Annotated in this window: 15 protein-coding genes and 3 tRNA genes; 3 read left to right on the top strand and 15 right to left on the bottom strand. The window is 62.1% G+C overall.

Annotation, left to right across the window (positions count from 1 at the left end; genetic code table 11):
* Positions 1–9 precede the first annotated feature (9 nt).
* From nusG to tuf, 8 genes are all read right to left on the bottom strand, one after another.
* A complete protein-coding gene (nusG, locus tag EJ078_RS00715; RefSeq protein ID WP_066989575.1) occupies positions 10–534 on the bottom strand; it encodes a transcription termination/antitermination protein NusG in 525 nt (174 codons plus the stop codon).
* Positions 535–561: 27 nt separating this feature from the next.
* Positions 562–765, bottom strand: a complete 204-nt coding sequence (gene secE / locus EJ078_RS00720) for a preprotein translocase subunit SecE (RefSeq protein ID WP_066989573.1) — start codon at positions 763–765, stop codon at positions 562–564.
* A 357-nt stretch (positions 766–1,122) separates the two neighbouring features.
* Positions 1,123–1,198, bottom strand: a tRNA-Trp gene (locus EJ078_RS00725).
* Between the two features lie 36 nt (positions 1,199–1,234).
* Positions 1,235–1,744, bottom strand: a complete 510-nt coding sequence (locus EJ078_RS00730) for a metal-dependent hydrolase (protein WP_127216766.1) — start codon at positions 1,742–1,744, stop codon at positions 1,235–1,237.
* Positions 1,745–1,832: 88 nt separating this feature from the next.
* Positions 1,833–2,318, bottom strand: coding sequence for a group II truncated hemoglobin (locus EJ078_RS00735; protein WP_127404133.1), 486 nt, complete (start codon positions 2,316–2,318; stop codon positions 1,833–1,835).
* Positions 2,319–2,416: 98 nt separating this feature from the next.
* Complete coding sequence (locus EJ078_RS00740) at positions 2,417–3,961, bottom strand: hypothetical protein (protein ID WP_127404134.1); 1,545 nt, start codon at positions 3,959–3,961, stop codon at positions 2,417–2,419.
* Positions 3,962–4,212: 251 nt separating this feature from the next.
* Positions 4,213–6,006 (bottom strand): hypothetical protein, encoded by a 1,794-nt coding sequence (locus tag EJ078_RS00745; protein WP_245457209.1) that lies wholly within the window; start codon positions 6,004–6,006, stop codon positions 4,213–4,215.
* 111 nt (positions 6,007–6,117) lie between these two features.
* Positions 6,118–7,293 carry an elongation factor Tu gene (tuf, locus tag EJ078_RS00750; protein ID WP_066989565.1) on the bottom strand — a complete coding sequence of 392 codons (1,176 nt, stop codon included), beginning with the start codon at positions 7,291–7,293 and terminating at the stop codon, positions 6,118–6,120.
* A 283-nt stretch (positions 7,294–7,576) separates the two neighbouring features.
* On the opposite strand from tuf, the gene EJ078_RS00755 reads away from it, so the two are divergent.
* Complete coding sequence (locus EJ078_RS00755; protein WP_095824693.1) at positions 7,577–8,464, top strand: DMT family transporter; 888 nt, start codon at positions 7,577–7,579, stop codon at positions 8,462–8,464.
* A gap of 26 nt (positions 8,465–8,490) precedes the next feature.
* On the opposite strand, the gene EJ078_RS00760 is transcribed toward EJ078_RS00755, so the two are convergent.
* Both EJ078_RS00760 and EJ078_RS00765 read right to left on the bottom strand, forming a co-directional pair.
* The gene (locus tag EJ078_RS00760; RefSeq protein ID WP_164757444.1) at positions 8,491–9,297 is read right to left on the bottom strand and encodes a sulfotransferase family 2 domain-containing protein; all 807 of its coding nucleotides are present in this window, start codon (positions 9,295–9,297) and stop codon (positions 8,491–8,493) included.
* A gap of 120 nt (positions 9,298–9,417) precedes the next feature.
* On the bottom strand, positions 9,418–9,675 hold the full coding sequence (locus EJ078_RS00765) for a GlsB/YeaQ/YmgE family stress response membrane protein (RefSeq protein ID WP_067321514.1): 258 nt from the start codon (positions 9,673–9,675) through the stop codon (positions 9,418–9,420).
* A 125-nt stretch (positions 9,676–9,800) separates the two neighbouring features.
* Between EJ078_RS00765 and EJ078_RS00770 the strand changes: the two genes are divergently transcribed.
* Positions 9,801–10,253 (top strand): YidB family protein, encoded by a 453-nt coding sequence (locus tag EJ078_RS00770; protein ID WP_067321636.1) that lies wholly within the window; start codon positions 9,801–9,803, stop codon positions 10,251–10,253.
* A gap of 76 nt (positions 10,254–10,329) precedes the next feature.
* Here the strand turns inward: EJ078_RS00770 and EJ078_RS00775 are convergent.
* Both EJ078_RS00775 and EJ078_RS00780 read right to left on the bottom strand, forming a co-directional pair.
* A tRNA-Gly gene (locus EJ078_RS00775) sits at positions 10,330–10,403 on the bottom strand.
* 68 nt (positions 10,404–10,471) lie between these two features.
* Positions 10,472–10,556, bottom strand: a tRNA-Tyr gene (locus tag EJ078_RS00780).
* A 200-nt stretch (positions 10,557–10,756) separates the two neighbouring features.
* Here EJ078_RS00780 and EJ078_RS00785 point away from each other — a divergent pair.
* On the top strand, positions 10,757–11,620 hold the full coding sequence (locus EJ078_RS00785; protein ID WP_095824695.1) for an RNA methyltransferase: 864 nt from the start codon (positions 10,757–10,759) through the stop codon (positions 11,618–11,620).
* A 77-nt stretch (positions 11,621–11,697) separates the two neighbouring features.
* Here the strand turns inward: EJ078_RS00785 and EJ078_RS00790 are convergent, their stop codons facing one another.
* The 3 genes from EJ078_RS00790 to gcl all read right to left on the bottom strand — a co-directional run bounded on the left by EJ078_RS00790 (position 11,698) and on the right by gcl (position 15,385).
* Positions 11,698–12,582 (bottom strand): 2-hydroxy-3-oxopropionate reductase, encoded by an 885-nt coding sequence (locus EJ078_RS00790; protein ID WP_095801329.1) that lies wholly within the window; start codon positions 12,580–12,582, stop codon positions 11,698–11,700.
* A gap of 195 nt (positions 12,583–12,777) precedes the next feature.
* Positions 12,778–13,575 carry a 2-oxo-tetronate isomerase gene (otnI, locus tag EJ078_RS00795; RefSeq protein WP_127217397.1) on the bottom strand — a complete coding sequence of 266 codons (798 nt, stop codon included), beginning with the start codon at positions 13,573–13,575 and terminating at the stop codon, positions 12,778–12,780.
* A 28-nt stretch (positions 13,576–13,603) separates the two neighbouring features.
* Complete coding sequence (gene gcl, locus EJ078_RS00800) at positions 13,604–15,385, bottom strand: glyoxylate carboligase (protein ID WP_127217398.1); 1,782 nt, start codon at positions 15,383–15,385, stop codon at positions 13,604–13,606.
* Positions 15,386–15,582: the final 197 nt, after the last annotated feature.

Consider the following 15,582-nt stretch of genomic DNA (forward strand, 5'->3'; position numbering starts at 1 on the left):
ACCTTCGGATCAGCCCTTTTCGACCTGTCCGAATTCGAGATCGACGGGCACCGCGCGCCCGAAGATCGAAACTTCCACCTTGAGGCGCGCCCGCTCCTCGTCCACTTCCTGGACGAAGCCGTTGAACGATGCGAACGGACCGTCCGAGACGCGGATCGCCTCGCCGATCTCGAAGGTGACCGACGGCTTCGGACGCTCGACGCCTTCCTGAACCTGGTTCAGGATGCGTTGCGCCTCGGCTTCAGTGATCGGCACGGGCTTGGAGTCACCGAGGAAGCCGGTGACCTTCGGCGTGTTCTTGACCAGCGAGAATACGGCGTCCGTCAGGTTGGCCTTCAAGAGCACATAACCGGGGAAGAACTTGCGTTCCGCATCGACCTTGCGGCCGCGGCGTATCTCGACGACCTTCTCCGTCGGCACCACGATCTGCTCGATCTCGCCCGACAGGCCCTTCTGCTTGGCCTTGTTCTCGATGTCCTCGGCGACCTTCTTCTCGAAGTTCGAATAAGCGTGGACGATATACCACCGCGTCATTTCACGACCTCTCCGTAATCGCCGAACTTAATGTCCGAGGCCCAGAATCCACTCGATCGCATAGCCCATGGCTATGTCGGCGGTGAAGAAGAAGATCATGGCGATGAGCGCAAAAACCAGGACCATTACCGTCGAGATCATAGTCTCGCGGCGCGAGGGCCATGTCACCTTGGCCGTCTCCGCGCGAACCTGCTGGAGAAAGGTGAAAGGGTTTGTGGTTTTCGAAGCCATCTGCCGCCTGTCTTCAAGACCCGTTGGCCGGGTCTCCTGGATGATCCCGCTGGCCGGGACGTGCCGCCTGGACTTCGTGCCGGCGCCGAATCAGCACCACCATTTCGCCCACGCAAATCAGACGCGTAAAGCCGGCTTCCCAGCTCCACGCGTCGCGTGTCTGTTCAGTCTACATAAAACCGATTCTTGGTCCACGCAAGTGGCAAGTGTTCCGCTTTATGTTTTAGCGCCGCCTCGGAACCATCCAGTCGTCCCGTCCCGGCTATGCGGGGCCTTATGCCCCAGTTTTCGCTAGATGGCAAGCCGCCCCCGGTTTTCAACGGCGGAGCGCACCCACCTTCAGTCTGCCATGGGAGGTGGCACGGGCAGCAGGGCTCGAACCTACGACCTGCGGTTTTGGAGACCGCCGCTCTACCAACTGAGCTATGCCCGTATACGGGCGCTGCTATTTCACAAAGCCGATGAGAACTCAAGAGCCCTTTTGAGACGCGTCGGCCGGAAGCGCCGATCGCAGCCATCCAAGCCCCAGGCCCCATGCGCAGATCACGAGTTCAAGCGCGAAAGTCCAATGCAGAACGAAGTTCAGGACCCAGTTCCCATGGCTGGCCGGAACCGCCACGAGCTCAAACGGGCGATGACTGAACGGCGCCAACCACATGATCGGCGATGCCACCGTGTCGAGCGCCATATGCACCATGGCTCCGGCTAAGAAGATGGCGATCGACGGCAGACGCCGCGACCCCAACAACCGACCGACCGACACGCCTACCGTCCCGATCGTGGCCCAGAACAACGGCCAATGCGTGATGTAGGCATGATGGTGCGTGCGACCGCCATCGATCAGGTAAAAATAGAGCATGTCGATGTCCGGGATGACGCTGCCGAGCATTGCGGCAGCCACCACATCGGATGCCTCCCGTCGCCGTCTTCGCGCGAGCCTTCCCAGAATATAGCCCGATGGGAGATGGGCAATCAGCATGCAAGGTCGTCTCACATTGATGCAACGACCCTGCGGTGTCTTTGCGGCGTCATCTTTTCGGAATTTTGCAGAAACCCAGCATCTTCGGCTACGATTTCCCGGCCGGCGGCTTGTAAGGCCCGCCCGGCACGCCCCAGCCCCAGCTTGGCATTGGCTCGGTCTCAGGGTCGCAAGTCTCGCCGAGATTGGAATTAATCTTGGCCAGCCGCGATCCCCACTCGACATAGCCCATCAAGGCGGAACGGAACTCGGGATCGTCCGGCAGGCCGGCTTCGTCCGCCGCGTCCGCCAGAAGGTTGATCCAGCGCCGGCGCTGCTCCTCGGTCAGATGCTTGCCGAGATGATGCCTGACCATCTCGCGGTGGCCACCATGCCGTCCGCTGTAGGTCTTCGGCCCGCCGAAAACCTCGCCGATGAAGGCGGCGACATGCGCCGGATGGTCCGGCGACATGTGCCTGAACACCGGACCGACGATCGGGTCCAAGGTCACTCTGTTGTAAAAGATCTGCGTCAGCCGGTTGAGCGCCTCGCTGCCGCCGGCCCATTCGAACAAAGTCGGGACGCCCTCGCTCATCTCCGGTCCTCCTACGTTTGAGCCTAGAAGGATAGCGGGAAGCTCGGAGCCGGCTCAACCCGCCTCCATGGCCAGTGCTGGCATGGCGCCGAATGCTGCTAAAGCTTGGCCGGCGATTCCGCTTCGGCGTTGGCGGACGGCAGAACCCGGCAGTTATCGGGTTTTGGCGAAGATTTGCAGATAGTGGCGCCCGTCAGAGCGTCTACCGACTGGCGGCTGGTGGTGAGCCCGAACCCCGCCAATTCGTCCTGGCTGAGCTCCCTGTGCTTGGCGGATTGGGCCGACTGCATCGCGACGAACAAGCCCGAGCCGATCGCCATCTCCTCAAGATACGACCGGACCTTGTCTTCCATGCCCATGGAATGCACCAGGAAACGCGTATCGGTGCCTACCAAGCGCCTGGTGCCACCGGCGATCATCAGCACGCAGGCTGTATCGCATTCGGCGCCGGCTTCAACGGTGAGACCATTATGAAGGTTGTCCTTGGAGACGCACCCTGCCGTGCCGGGATCGCAATCGAGAAAATCCGTCCGGGCGACCGCAACATCCAATCTGCGCTCGCGGATCAGCCGGCCGGCGGCGAGCGCGCCCTGGACATCGCCGCCCTGTGAGTTGAGGACGATGGGCAGCCTGCGCCCGCCGACCTTGTCCAGCAGCTCGCGCAGCCTGTCGGGCGTGCCGGCAACGATCGTTCCCTCCGCCGAAATCCATTCCGGACAATCGGGGTTGCAGAGCGGATTGCTGCCGCGAACGAGGATGAAACGCATTTCCTGCTGCGGCTTTGGCGGTGATGCTGCCTCCGCCGGCTGACTGTAGGCCTGTTTGACTGCGACCGTCGCCACCTCGGCCGGCTTGGCCTTGCCATTGGCCGGTATCTCGCGGCAGTTCGCTGGCACCGGATCGCGCCGGCATATGGCTGCTTCGGTCATCAGGTCGAGGGAATCGAGGCTGGTGACGAGCTTCATATCCAGCATATCGTCGGGCTCGATCTGCTTTATGTCGCTTGCCGGCGTCGCTTTCATCACGTCCAGCACGCCCTGCCCGATACCCATTTCTTTCAGATAGCCGGACAGCCGTTTCTCGACCGCCTTGCTCATCTCGTAGGTCTTGTAGCTGCCGGCATTCTTGCGGCTGACGACCTTGGTGCTGAGGACCTTCTTCTTGCCGTTCACAATTCTGTAGGTGGTGCGGTAGAGCAGCTTTTCCCTGTGATATGTCGTGGTGATCTGATGAACTCCGAGAAAAGCCCACTCGCCGACCACACGGCGGACGCCGCCGGCAAACATCAGGGGACATGCGGAATTGCACATGGCGCCGCTGTCGTAGGCGATGCCGGAATACGGCGTGTTCTTACTGTCATTGTCCCGGCAGTTCTTCATTTCGGGCGAGCAACCGGAAAACCCCGTAGTGCCCACGGCGATGTCGAGCTTGTTCTTACGGATCATACGGCCGAGTTGGAGCGCGGCGTCGACATTGCCTCCAGGAGAACTGACGACGATCGGCAGTTGCCGGCCGCCGAGCGTCTTCAAGAGGCGCTTGAACCGCGCCGGCGTGCCGGCCTCGATGCTGCCTTCGGCAGAAATCCATTCCGGGCAGTTCGGCTCGCAGCCTGGCGCGCTGCTGCGCACCACGACGAAGCGCATGGCAGGGCCGTAATCCGGCGGCGTTTCCTTCGCTGCGGCGGCAAACGCGGTAAGCCCAATAGCGATGGCCAGCCCGAGCCGAACCAGCCCTAGCGGCCACGAAATACCCTTTGAAAGGAACGCGGAAATCACGCCTGCCAAGCCCTCGGTCCAACCCATACTAGTTACGGCGACGATGCTTGCAATAGAATTGAAGAGGGTGCGAGCAATGCCAGCCTGACGGCTGCTGCCTCGACTTCGTCGCGACAACGCTAAAGTTCTGGCGGCGTCTTTGCCTGGGCGTTGGCGGAGGGCGGGAGCCGGCAATTGTCCGGCTTTGGCGAGGACCTGCAAATGGCGGGGCCAGTCAGCGTGTCCGACGTGTCCGGCCCGGTCACCAGCCCGACCTTGAGCATTACATCGGGTTCAAGCTGACGCTCGACCGAACTCTGATCTATCGCTGCGAACAGGCCTTGGCTGATCGCCATCTCGTCCAAATAGGCTTTGACAATCCGCTTCTGTCCCATTGAGGACACGCTGAGCCGCGCCTTGGGGTCGACCAGCCGCCTGGCGCCGCCGGCGAGCATGAGTGCGCAGGCTGAATCGCACTCCACTCCGAATTGGCTGATCAGCCCGACATAGGCGCCATTGTCGTCAAGACAGCCCGCCCCGGGCGGGTTGCAACCCAGGATATTGGTGCGGGCGACGACGACGTCTAGCTTGCGTTCGTGGATAAGCCGCCCTGCGGCCAAGGCGCCGAACAAGTCGCCGCCTCGTGAGCTGATCACAACGGGGAGCCACGGGTTGTCGAGCGCGGCGAGCAACTGGCGAAGTTTTTGCGGGGTTCGAGGGGTGATCGCGCCTTCCGCCGAAATCCATTCCGGGCAGTCGGGATCGCAGAGCGGATCACTGCCGCGAACGACCACGAAGCGCATCTCCGGCGCCGCATTTCCTGCCGCTCCTCGAAACGGCACGGCAGTCGGGGCTTTGGCTGGCTTGGAAGATGGAGCTTCCGCCTGTCGAGAAGGTGCCGGCTTTGCCGTCGTTACAGCGGCCGGCCGGGCATCCTCAGCTATTTCCCGGCAATTTGGAGCCGGTTTGTCACCCATGCACAGGATCACTCCGGTGAACAGCTCCACGGTGTCTGTGCTGGTGGCCAGTTTCATCGTTAGCATGTCGTGGAGGGTGATCCGCTGAATGTCGCTCGCCGGCGTGGCTTTCATTTTGTCGAGGACACCCTGCCCCACGCCCATCTCTGCCAAATAGGCCGAGATTTTCCGCGCGAACCCCTTGCTCATCTTATAGGTCTTGTAGCTTCGGCCTTCGGTGACGGTCTCCGTTGTGACCTGATATCTTTTGCCCCGAATGGTTTTATAGGTGGTTCGAAAATGCCTTGTGGACGGGAACCAAGTGGTGGTGATCTGATGAACACCCAGATAGGCCCAGCCACCGGCTACGCGGCGAACGCCACCTGCGAACATCAGGGGACATGCAGAGTTGCACATGGCGCCGCCATCAGACGCCACGCCGAAATAGGCAACGCCCTTGCCGAAGCTGGCCCCGCAGCCCTCCGTTCCCGGCCAACAATCGGAAAACTCGGTCTTGCCGATCGCGATGTCGAGCCCGTTCTTCCGTATGATGCGACCAAGTTGAAGTGCGGCGTCGACATCGCCGCCAGGGGAATTGACAATGATCGGCAGTTTGCGGGTGCCGAGCTTTTTCAGCACTCGCTTGAGCAGAGCCGGCGTGTCGGCAGTGATGGCGCCTTCCGCTGAAATCCATTCCGGACAATTGGTCTTACAGCCGACTGCACTGCTACGCGCAAAGATGAACCGCATGTCCGAAAAGCCGTCGGAAGACGGGCCGTTCAAAATGAACGTATCGGGCCATGCCCGTATGAGGACGTCATCGGCCTTTGCTGCAAAGGCCACCACCACAATAGCAAGCACCGGTGCCCGGCGAACCAGTATGCGAAACCATCTTGATGTGCAGTTTAAATGATGCCCCGAAATCATGATTGGCGACGCCCCCTGCCGCAATCGATAATAATTGCGGCAGTGGTGCATGCAATAGCTTCGAAGCAACCGTGCTGCATTTATGCTGCACTGTGCAAGTAAACGAAAAAGGGCGGCCCGAAGACCGCCCTTTCCTTGTCGAGCCGGCAAGTGCCGGATCGATCATTCTTTGATGGTGACGACGATGCCGGCACCAACGGTGCGGCCGCCTTCACGGATGGCGAAGCGCAGCTTCTCTTCCATCGCGATCGGCACGATCAGCTCGACGTCGACGGTGATGTTGTCGCCGGGCATCACCATCTCGGTGCCGGCCGGCAGCGTCACGATGCCGGTCACGTCGGTGGTGCGGAAGTAGAACTGCGGACGGTAGTTGGTGAAGAACGGCGTGTGCCGGCCGCCCTCGTCCTTGGTCAGGATGTAGGCTTCGGCCACGAACTTCTTGTGTGGCTTCACCGAGCCCGGCTTGGCCAGAACCTGGCCGCGCTCGACACCCTCGCGGTCGATGCCGCGCAAGAGCGCGCCGATGTTGTCGCCGGCCTGGCCCTGGTCGAGCAGCTTGCGGAACATCTCGACGCCCGTGCAGGTGGTCTTGGCCGTCGGACGGATGCCGACGATCTCCAATTCCTCGCCGACCTTGACCACGCCGCGCTCGACGCGGCCGGTCACGACCGTGCCGCGGCCCGAGATCGAGAACACGTCCTCGATCGGCATCAGGAACGGCTTGTCCAGCGGACGGACCGGCGTCGGGATGTAGGCGTCGACCTGCGCCATCAGCTCGCGGATGGCGTCCTCGCCGATGGTCTTGTTCGAATCCTCAAGTGCTGCCAGCGCCGAACCCTTGACGATCGGAATGTCGTCGCCGGGGAACTCGTTCTTGGTCAACAGCTCGCGAACCTCGAGCTCGACCAGCTCGAGCAGCTCGGCGTCGTCGACCTGGTCGACCTTGTTAAGGAACACCACGATCGAGGGCACGCCGACCTGGCGGGCCAAAAGGATGTGCTCGCGGGTCTGCGGCATCGGGCCGTCGGCGGCCGAAACCACCAGGATCGCGCCGTCCATCTGGGCGGCGCCGGTGATCATGTTCTTGACATAGTCGGCATGGCCGGGGCAGTCGACATGGGCGTAGTGACGGTTGGCCGTCTCGTACTCGACATGCGCCGTCGAGATGGTGATGCCGCGCGCCTTCTCTTCCGGCGCCGCGTCGATCTGGTCATAGCGCTTGTATTCGCCAAAATACTTCGTGATCGCCGCCGTCAGCGACGTCTTGCCATGATCGACGTGGCCGATCGTGCCAATGTTCACATGCGGCTTGGTGCGCTCGAATTTACCTTTTGCCATAGTCTCTTTCCTTGGGCGGCCTTGACCTTCAGTTCAGTCGAATGCGGGGCGATTAGCGACAACGGCCGCAAAACACAAGTGCCTTGTGGTTGAGCGTTGTCTCGCTCGAGCCGAACCAATGATCTGATTTCAGGGGTATGGTGCGGATATAGGATCGCGACAGGCGAATTCAAATCCGCGCGTCTTGCCTCGGCTAGCCCATCGACAGTTTCGCGCGGGTAGACGCCAGATCGGCCGGAACTGGCCCATTGCCGCCCCGATCGGCCTCTGATTTCTTCAGCCAATGCAATTCCTTCCGGCAAATATCCGCGGCCCGCTGTTCATGATCGTCTCGACGGGATCCTACCTCGTCAATGACACGATGATGAAGCTCGCGACCGCAGGGCTGCCGCCTTATGAGGTGCTGCTGCTGCGTGGCGCGGCCGCCACACTGTGGGGCATGCCGCTGCTTTTCATGCTGGGCTATGGCAGGCAGATCCCGCTGCTGTTCGAACGCAAGGTGCTGCGCCGGAACCTTTGCGAGCTGGCGGCGATCCTTTGCTACGTCGTGGCGTTGGCCAACATGCCGATCGCCGATTCGACGGCGCTCGGGCAGATCACGCCGCTCATCGTGCTGGTCGGGTCCTCGCTCCTTTTCGGCGAGAAGATCGGCGCCGTGCGAATGGCGCTGATTAGCCTAGGCTTTGTCGGCGCCGTCATGGTGGCGCAACCGACGATGCAGGGCATTTCCATCTATGCCTTGCTGGCGCTGGGCAACGCGGCCCTGGCCGCGGCGCGCGACCTCGCCGGACGTAAGGTGGGCGCCGAGGTGCCCGGCATGATCGTCGCCATCTCCGCCGTGGTTGTCGTGCTGCTCGGCTCAGGTGTCGCACACCTTGTCTCGGAACAGTGGGTGATGCCGGAGGGCCGTCATCTCCTTTTGCTTGCCGGCGCCGGCCTGTTCCTGATCTTCGGTCACTTCTTCATCTTCATGGCCTATCGCGTCGGACCGACAAGCGCGGTGGCGCCCTTCTACTATTGCTTCACCGTCTGGGCGGTGATTTCCGGCCTTTTGGTGTTCGGGCAGCTCCCCAACACGCTCGCCGTCTGCGGCATTCTCCTGGTGATCGGCAGCGGCCTCGCCATCGTCTCGCTCGACGAGCGAAGGAGGCGCTTGAGCGTTGTGGCCTGAGGTCGTCCGGACTGAAAAGCTGAACGCTACAGCCCCACCCTTTTCTTCAACGGACGTTTGGCAAGGAATCCGACGAGGTTGCGCAGCGTCCGCGGGTAGACCAGACGGCCGTTGCGAAAAGCGGTCAGATCGCCGGCGACATGCAGCGAGGACGTCTCATCGGGATCGCCTTGGGGGATGCCTCCCCATCGTGCCGGATCGTAATAGTCGACAAGGAAACCGTAGTCGTAGCGGCAGAAGCGCATCGCCTTTCTGAACGCCGCGGGGGACAGATCCGATGGACTGACCTTGCCCCGGGCTGCCTGCAGCCGCGGCATAGAGACTGTCCTGCCGCTGACCGTGGACAGGAAGGCGCCGACCTTGTCCATGTCCTCGAATTTGAAGACGTGCTCGAACAGGAACAGGCTGGAACCGATGAACCGGCGTGGCGAGGCGACGTGAAAGTGGATGTCCCCTGAGCATGCGCAGTATTTTTCGATGTTGAGGATGAAGGTATCGGGATCCGGGTTGGTCGGCAGCCCAAAGCTCTCGAGCAACTCGAGGTTGGGCGAGCGTGACCGTAGGACATCGGTGTCCAATATCCTGCTGGAATAAGCCGAGAGCAGCCGCTCCAGCGGATCACGAACGATCGTGAATTTGCCGCTGAGGCCGTCATAGACCGGCTCGAACGGATCGGCCCAATTGGTTGCAATTTGACTGTGGACGTCGTTGTCCGGGTCAAGCAGAGTGGCTTCCTTGCCGCCGAGCGCCATCAGCGCGTATTTGACGCTGCTGGTGCCGCTTTTCGGGATTGGATAATAGGTGACCGGAAGGCCTTGAATCTGGACCGCCATCGCCGTTCCGCCCCACGCCATCCAATGCCAATACGCAGCGCGGTCGCGTTCGACGACCAGCGCTCGGCTGACGATCCCACCACGGCGATCGAGCCGTGGTTCGCCGATCGTTCGACCGTTCTACAGCGTGCGCCTGCCGGAGAACTGGTGATAAGCCCAGAGCACGACGACCGAGCCGATGACGGCGACAATCAGGCTCCAGATGTTGAGGCCGGTGACGCCCGATGCGCCGAAGGCGCTGAAGATCACGCCACCGACGATCGCGCCGACGATGCCGAGCACGATGTCCATGATCATGCCCTGACCGGTCTTGTTGACGATCTTGCTGCCGATGAAGCCGGCGATCGCGCCGAGAATGATCCAGCTGATGATGCCCATTTCTTCCCTCCAATCCCCCGCTGCCAATCATTTTCATATGATTGTCAAAAGCTCAAGACAGCTTGAAAATCCCCCCGCTTGAGCCATTCTGGCGCCGGGTGGACTTGGTTGATAGGAGATCCATGATGGGCCTTTTTGACAACGCCGTTCCCGGCGGCAACATCACCAAACCCCTGATGATCGCGCTCGGCGCGCTGCTGGTCGGCAAGATGCTGAGCGGCAGAAGCGAGGAACAGCCGGCCGAAGCTCAGGCCCCCGCCCCAACTCCCGCCGGAACCTCCGCCGATGGCGGCCTGCTCGGCGGACTGGGCGGGCTGCTCGACAGACTGCGAGACGCCGGCCACGGCGGCGTAGCCGATTCCTGGGTCGGCACCGGCCAGAACCGGCCGATCAACGCCAACGATCTCGGCTCGGCGCTGGGGCCGGCGGTGATCCGCGAGATCGCGCAACGTACCGGTATGAACGAGCAGGAGCTGCTGCAGCAATTGTCCACGGCGCTGCCCGGCGTTGTCGACAAGCTGACGCCGAACGGCCAAGTCCCGCCGCAACATCAGGTGACATCGGCTTTCAACAGCTAAGCATAAGGCAGATCGAACACGCCGCGCGCCACGGGTGCTCGGCGTTTTTCTTTTGAGGCCTACGACGAAGAAAATCTGGAGCGGGTAGCGGGAATCGAACCCGCATATTCAGCTTGGAAGGCTGCTGCTCTACCACTGAGCTATACCCGCCTGCGCTAGCATCGGAAAACAGTGGCACACTTCCGGTGCTTTTCGTTTCAGGGCTTCCGGGCCGGCAGTGGTGGAGAGGGTTGGATTCGAACCAACGTAGGCTAAGCCAACGGATTTACAGTCCGTCCCCTTTAACCACTCGGGCACCTCTCCAGTCTGCCGCCGGAGCCATGCAACGAGGCATTTCAGCCGACCCGGAGCCCGAGTAAGGATCTTCTCCGAAATCAGCGATGCGCCTTATGGCGGCAAGGCCGGTGGGTGTCAACCGGCGCGGCCAGGGTTTTTCGAGGATGTTCGGCATTCGTCGCCGCAGCCCGTATCCTTAGCCGGCCGGGACGGTTATAGAGGCCGGCATGAGCGACAACAAAAGCAGCAAACCGGGCACCCCGAAGGACACCCACTACGCCAAGCTGAGGCGCGCGCATCGCGACCAGAAGGCGGGCGGCGCGCCGGCATTCCGGCCGCGCCAACCGGTGCTGCCGGGCGAAGGCCCCGCCGACGGACTGGTGCGGCTTTACGGCCTGCACACGGTGCGGGCCGCGCTCGACAATCCGCGACGCAAGATCAAAAGAATGCTGGTGACCCGCAATGCCGCCGAGAGGCTGGCGATCGGCGATCTTTCCGCCCTGTCCTTCATGACCGAGTTGGTCGAGCCCAAAGATATCGACAAAATCACCGGCTCGGACGCCGTGCATCAGGGCGTGCTGATCGAGGCGGAACCGCTTAAACCCAAGCGCCTTGACACGCTCGGCGACACAAAGCTGGTGCTGGTGCTCGACCAGGTCACCGACCCGCACAATGTCGGCGCTATCCTGCGCTCCGCGGTTGCTTTCGGCGCCGGCGCGCTGATCACGACGGCCCGCCACAGCCCGCAGGAATCGGGCGTGCTGGCGAAATCGGCCTCGGGCGCGCTGGAGCACATCGACCAGATCGAGGTGAAGAACCTGGCCGACGCACTGGGTCAACTGCACGATGCCGGCTTCCAGACGATCGGGCTCGATTCTGAGGGATCGGCGGAACTGGAAAAGAGCTTCGCCGGAGGAAAAATTGCGCTGGTTCTGGGCGCCGAGGGCAAGGGCTTGCGCCAGAAGACGCGCGAGACGGTGACCGCGCTTGCCCGCCTGGACATGCCCGGCGCCATCCGCTCGCTCAACGTGTCGAACGCCGCGGCGGTGAGCCTTTATGCGGCGCGAAAATTCATAGCGAATAGCGAATAGCGAATAGCGAATAGCCGAAACACGGCGGCCCGTCGGCCTGCAATCCCTATTCGCTACTCCCTATTCGCTATTCGCTTCTAGGCCACTTCGTGGCCCGCCATCCGCTCCAGCGCCCTGACCAGCGCCGAGTGATCCTCCTTCGCCCCACCATTGGCGGCGCAGGAATTGAACAGTTGCTGCGTCGTCGAGGTGTTGGGGAGCGCAACGCCGAGCGCCTTGGCGCCTTCCAGCGCGAGGTTGAGGTCCTTCTGGTGCAGTTCGATGCGGAAACCGGGCGCGAAGGTGCGCTTGATCATGCGCTCGCCATGCACTTCGAGGATGCGCGAGGCGGCGAGACCGCCCATCAGGGCTTGGCGAACCTTTGCAGGATCGGCGCCGGCCTTCGAGGCGAAGACCAGGGCTTCGCCGATCGCCTCGATGGTGAGCGCCACGACGATCTGGTTGGCGACCTTGGTGGTCTGGCCGACGCCGTTCGGCCCGACCAGCGTGATGTTCTTGCCCATCTTCTCGAACACCGGCCTGGCGCGCTCGAACGCCTCTTCCTCGCCGCCAACCATGATGGTAAGCGAGGCTGCCTTGGCGCCGACCTCGCCGCCGGATACCGGCGCGTCGAGATAGTCGCAGCCGAGATCGTTGATCTTCTTGGCGAAGTCCTTGGTGGCGATCGGCGAGATCGAGCTCATGTCGATGACGAGCTTGCCTTTCGACAGAGCTGAAGCGACGCCGTTTTCGCCGAACAGCACATCCGTCACCTGCGGCGTGTCGGGCACCATGGTGATGATGATGCCGGCGGCGCTGGCCACCGCATCATGGCCGGTGACGGTCTTCAGCCCCTTGGCCGCGAGAGCGGCCGGCGGCTTCGAGCGATGGTCGCTGGCGATGACCGGGTAGCCGGCGTCGAGCAGATGCCCCGCCATCGGCGCGCCCATGATGCCGAGGCCAATGAAGCCGATGGTTTCCATTTTGCGGTCTCCTGAAGGTCTTTGTCGGAATGGATCGAAGGCTGGCGCCGCCCCTCATCCGCCTGCCGGCACCTTCTCCCCGTGAAGGATGGGGAGAAGGGGGACAAGCTCCAGCGCTGGCGACCCCCCTCTCCCCCGTCTTTCACGGGGAGAGGGTAAGGGTGAGGGGCAGCGCCGAGGCTGGTTGAGAAGCGTCTAAGCCGCCGCACTCCCCTGCCCGGCGAACTGCCGGAACCAGCCGAGTCCCACCTCCGTGCCGGCCTTCGGTTTGTATTCGGCGCCGATCCAGCCGGAATAGCCGAGCCGGTCGATATGGCCGTAGAGGAAGGGATAATTGATCTCGCCCGTCCCCGGCTCGTGACGGCCGGGATTGTCCGCAAGCTGGATATGCGCGATGCGGCCAAGGTTTGCCTCGATGGTACGGGCGAGATCCCCCTCCATGATCTGCATGTGATAAATGTCGTATTGCAGGAACAGGTTCTTCGAGCCGATGCGGTCGATCAGCGCCAGCGCCTGATCGGTGTAATTCAGGAAGAAGCCCGGAATGTCGCGAGTGTTGATCGGCTCGATCAGCAGCTTGATGCTGGCCTGCTCCAGCTTTTCGGCCGCGAAAGCGAGATTTTCGGCAAAGACGTTTTCCAAAGTAGTGCGATCGGCACCCTGCGGCGCGATGCCGGCGAGGCAGTTGACCTGCTCGCAGCCAACCGCGTGCGCATAAGTGATCGCCTTGGCGACGCCCTGGCGAAATTCAGGCACGCGGTCGGGCAGCACGGCAATGCCGCGCTCGCCCTTTGCCCAGTCGCCGGCCGGCAGGTTGAAGAGAACCTGCGTCAGGCCGTTCTTCTTGAGGCGAGCGGCAACAACGTCCGGCGCATGGTCGTACGGCCCGATATATTCGACGCCCTTGAAGCCGGCGCGGGCAGCGGCATCGAAACGATCTAGGAATTCGTGCTCCCCGAAGAGCATCGAAAGATTGGCTGAAAAACGCGGCATTCTTTTTGCTCCTTCTTTCCGCCGGACCTCAATCGAGCATCACGATCGCCGTCGGCGCATCCTCGTGGCTTTCGGCAAGCTCCTCGAATTCGGTGATCTTGTCGATTTCGGTGCCCATGGAAATGTTGGTGACACGTTCAAGGATGAATTCGAGAACGACCGGGACCTGGTGGTCCTTCATCAGCCGCTCAGCCTCTTTGAAGGCGCCGGCGAACTCTTCCGGCTTGCGCACGCGAACCGCCTTGCAGCCCATCGCCTCGGCGACCGCGACATGGTCGACGCCGTAGCCGGCCTCGGGATCGTTTGCCCGGTTGACGTTCTCGAAGGCGAGGCTCACCTCGTAGTCCATCGAGAAGCCGCGCTGCGCCTGGCGGATCAGCCCGAGATAGGCGTTGTTCACGACGACGTGGATGTAAGGCAGGTTGTGCTGCGCGCCGACCGCCAGCTCCTCGATCATGAACTGGAAGTCGTAGTCGCCGGAGAGCGCGACGATGGCGCGATCGGGATCCGCGGCGCGCACGCCGAGCGCGGCCGGCAGCGTCCAGCCGAGCGGGCCGGCCTGGCCGCAGTTGATCCAGTTGCGCGGCTTGTAGACATGCAGGAATTGCGCGCCGGCGATCTGCGACAGGCCGATCGTGGTGACATAGGTGGTGTCGCGGGCAAAAGCCTTGTTCATCTCCTCATAGACGCGCTGCGGCTTCAGCGGCACCTGCTCGAAATGCGTCTTGCGCTTCATGGTTTTCTTGCGCTGCTGGCATTCCTTCGCCCAGCCCGACCAGTCGCGCAGCTTGCCGGCCGTACGCCACTCGGTGGCGACGTCGAGCAGCATCTTCAGCGCCGCGCCCGCATCCGAGACGATGCCGAGATCCGGCGCGAAGACGCGGCCGATCTGAGTGGGCTCGATGTCGACATGGATGAATTTCTTGCCCTTGGTGTAGACGTCGACCGACCCGGTGTGGCGATTGGCCCAGCGGTTGCCGATGCCAAAGACGAAGTCGGCTTCAAGCATTGTCGCGTTGCCGTAACGGTGCGAGGTCTGCAGGCCGCACATGCCGGCCATCAGCCGGTGATCGTCGGGGATCGCGCCCCAGCCCATCAACGTCGGAATGACCGGCACGCCGGTGACTTCGGCGAACTCGATCAGCAAATCGGAAGCATCGGCGTTGATGATGCCGCCGCCGGCGACGATCAGCGGCTTTTGCGCCTGGTTGAGCATTGCCAAACCCTTTTCGGCCTGGGCGCGCGTCATTGCCGGCCTGAAGGGAACCAGCGGCTCATAGGCCTCGATGTCGAATTCGATCTCGGCAAGCTGCACATCGAGCGGCAGGTCGATCAGCACCGGGCCCGGTCGCGAGGAGCGCATCAGGTGGAACGCCTTCTGCAGCGCCATCGGCACCAGATAGGGTTCCATGACGGTGACGGCCCATTTGGCGACGGGTGCTGCGATCGAAGCGATGTCGACGGCCTGGAAATCCTCCTTGTTGAGGCGAGCGCGCGGCGCCTGCCCGGTAATGCAGAGGATGGGAATGGAATCCGCCGAGGCGGAATAGAGCCCGGTGATCATATCGGTGCCGGCCGGACCTGAGGTGCCGATGCAGAGCCCGATATTGCCGGCCTTGGCGCGGGTAAAACCTTCAGCCATGTGCGAGGCGCCCTCGACATGGCGCGCGAGAACGTGGCGGATGGTGCCGCGCGCCTTCAGCGCCGAATAGAGCGGGTTGATCGCCGCGCCCGGCACGCCGAAGGCATTGGTGATGCCTTCCTTTTCTAGAACGAGAACCGCCGCGTCGACAGCGCGCATCCTGGCCATGTTCAGCCTCCACTTGGTTGGTTGGCTTTAGAATGCCAGCGCATTCTCGATTTTTCAATTTTTTCAGAATATTTTTTCATTTCTAGGAAACTGTTGTACCTTGCTGAATTCACTGAACTTTTCCTTTTCCAGAAAATCGCCACGGGGGGCCAGTGAAAAACTTTTTCATTGTGCTCCGCGCGAAATTGCGGAGAATG

Origin of the sequence: Mesorhizobium sp. M1A.F.Ca.IN.022.06.1.1, assembly GCF_003952605.1 — a bacterium.
Taxonomy (GTDB): domain Bacteria; phylum Pseudomonadota; class Alphaproteobacteria; order Rhizobiales; family Rhizobiaceae; genus Mesorhizobium.

Excerpts from the sequence above, each read along its gene's own strand:
- EJ078_RS00770 (WP_067321636.1), top strand. The coding sequence starts at position 9,801 with ATGGGCCTTTTTGACAACGCCGTTCCCGGCGGCAACATCACCAAACCC.
- EJ078_RS00765 (WP_067321514.1), bottom strand. The coding sequence starts at position 9,675 with ATGGGCATCATCAGCTGGATCATTCTCGGCGCGATCGCCGGCTTCATC.
- EJ078_RS00790 (WP_095801329.1), bottom strand. The coding sequence starts at position 12,582 with ATGGAAACCATCGGCTTCATTGGCCTCGGCATCATGGGCGCGCCGATG.
- otnI (WP_127217397.1), bottom strand. The coding sequence starts at position 13,575 with ATGCCGCGTTTTTCAGCCAATCTTTCGATGCTCTTCGGGGAGCACGAA.
- EJ078_RS00730 (WP_127216766.1), bottom strand. The coding sequence starts at position 1,744 with ATGCTGATTGCCCATCTCCCATCGGGCTATATTCTGGGAAGGCTCGCG.
- tuf (WP_066989565.1), bottom strand. The coding sequence starts at position 7,293 with ATGGCAAAAGGTAAATTCGAGCGCACCAAGCCGCATGTGAACATTGGC.
- gcl (WP_127217398.1), bottom strand. The coding sequence starts at position 15,385 with ATGGCCAGGATGCGCGCTGTCGACGCGGCGGTTCTCGTTCTAGAAAAG.
- EJ078_RS00745 (WP_245457209.1), bottom strand. The coding sequence starts at position 6,006 with ATGCACCACTGCCGCAATTATTATCGATTGCGGCAGGGGGCGTCGCCA.
- EJ078_RS00755 (WP_095824693.1), top strand. The coding sequence starts at position 7,577 with ATGCAATTCCTTCCGGCAAATATCCGCGGCCCGCTGTTCATGATCGTC.
- EJ078_RS00740 (WP_127404134.1), bottom strand. The coding sequence starts at position 3,961 with ATGCGCTTCGTCGTGGTGCGCAGCAGCGCGCCAGGCTGCGAGCCGAAC.
- nusG (WP_066989575.1), bottom strand. The coding sequence starts at position 534 with ATGACGCGGTGGTATATCGTCCACGCTTATTCGAACTTCGAGAAGAAG.
- EJ078_RS00785 (WP_095824695.1), top strand. The coding sequence starts at position 10,757 with ATGAGCGACAACAAAAGCAGCAAACCGGGCACCCCGAAGGACACCCAC.
- EJ078_RS00760 (WP_164757444.1), bottom strand. The coding sequence starts at position 9,297 with ATGGCGGTCCAGATTCAAGGCCTTCCGGTCACCTATTATCCAATCCCG.
- secE (WP_066989573.1), bottom strand. The coding sequence starts at position 765 with ATGGCTTCGAAAACCACAAACCCTTTCACCTTTCTCCAGCAGGTTCGC.
- EJ078_RS00735 (WP_127404133.1), bottom strand. The coding sequence starts at position 2,318 with ATGAGCGAGGGCGTCCCGACTTTGTTCGAATGGGCCGGCGGCAGCGAG.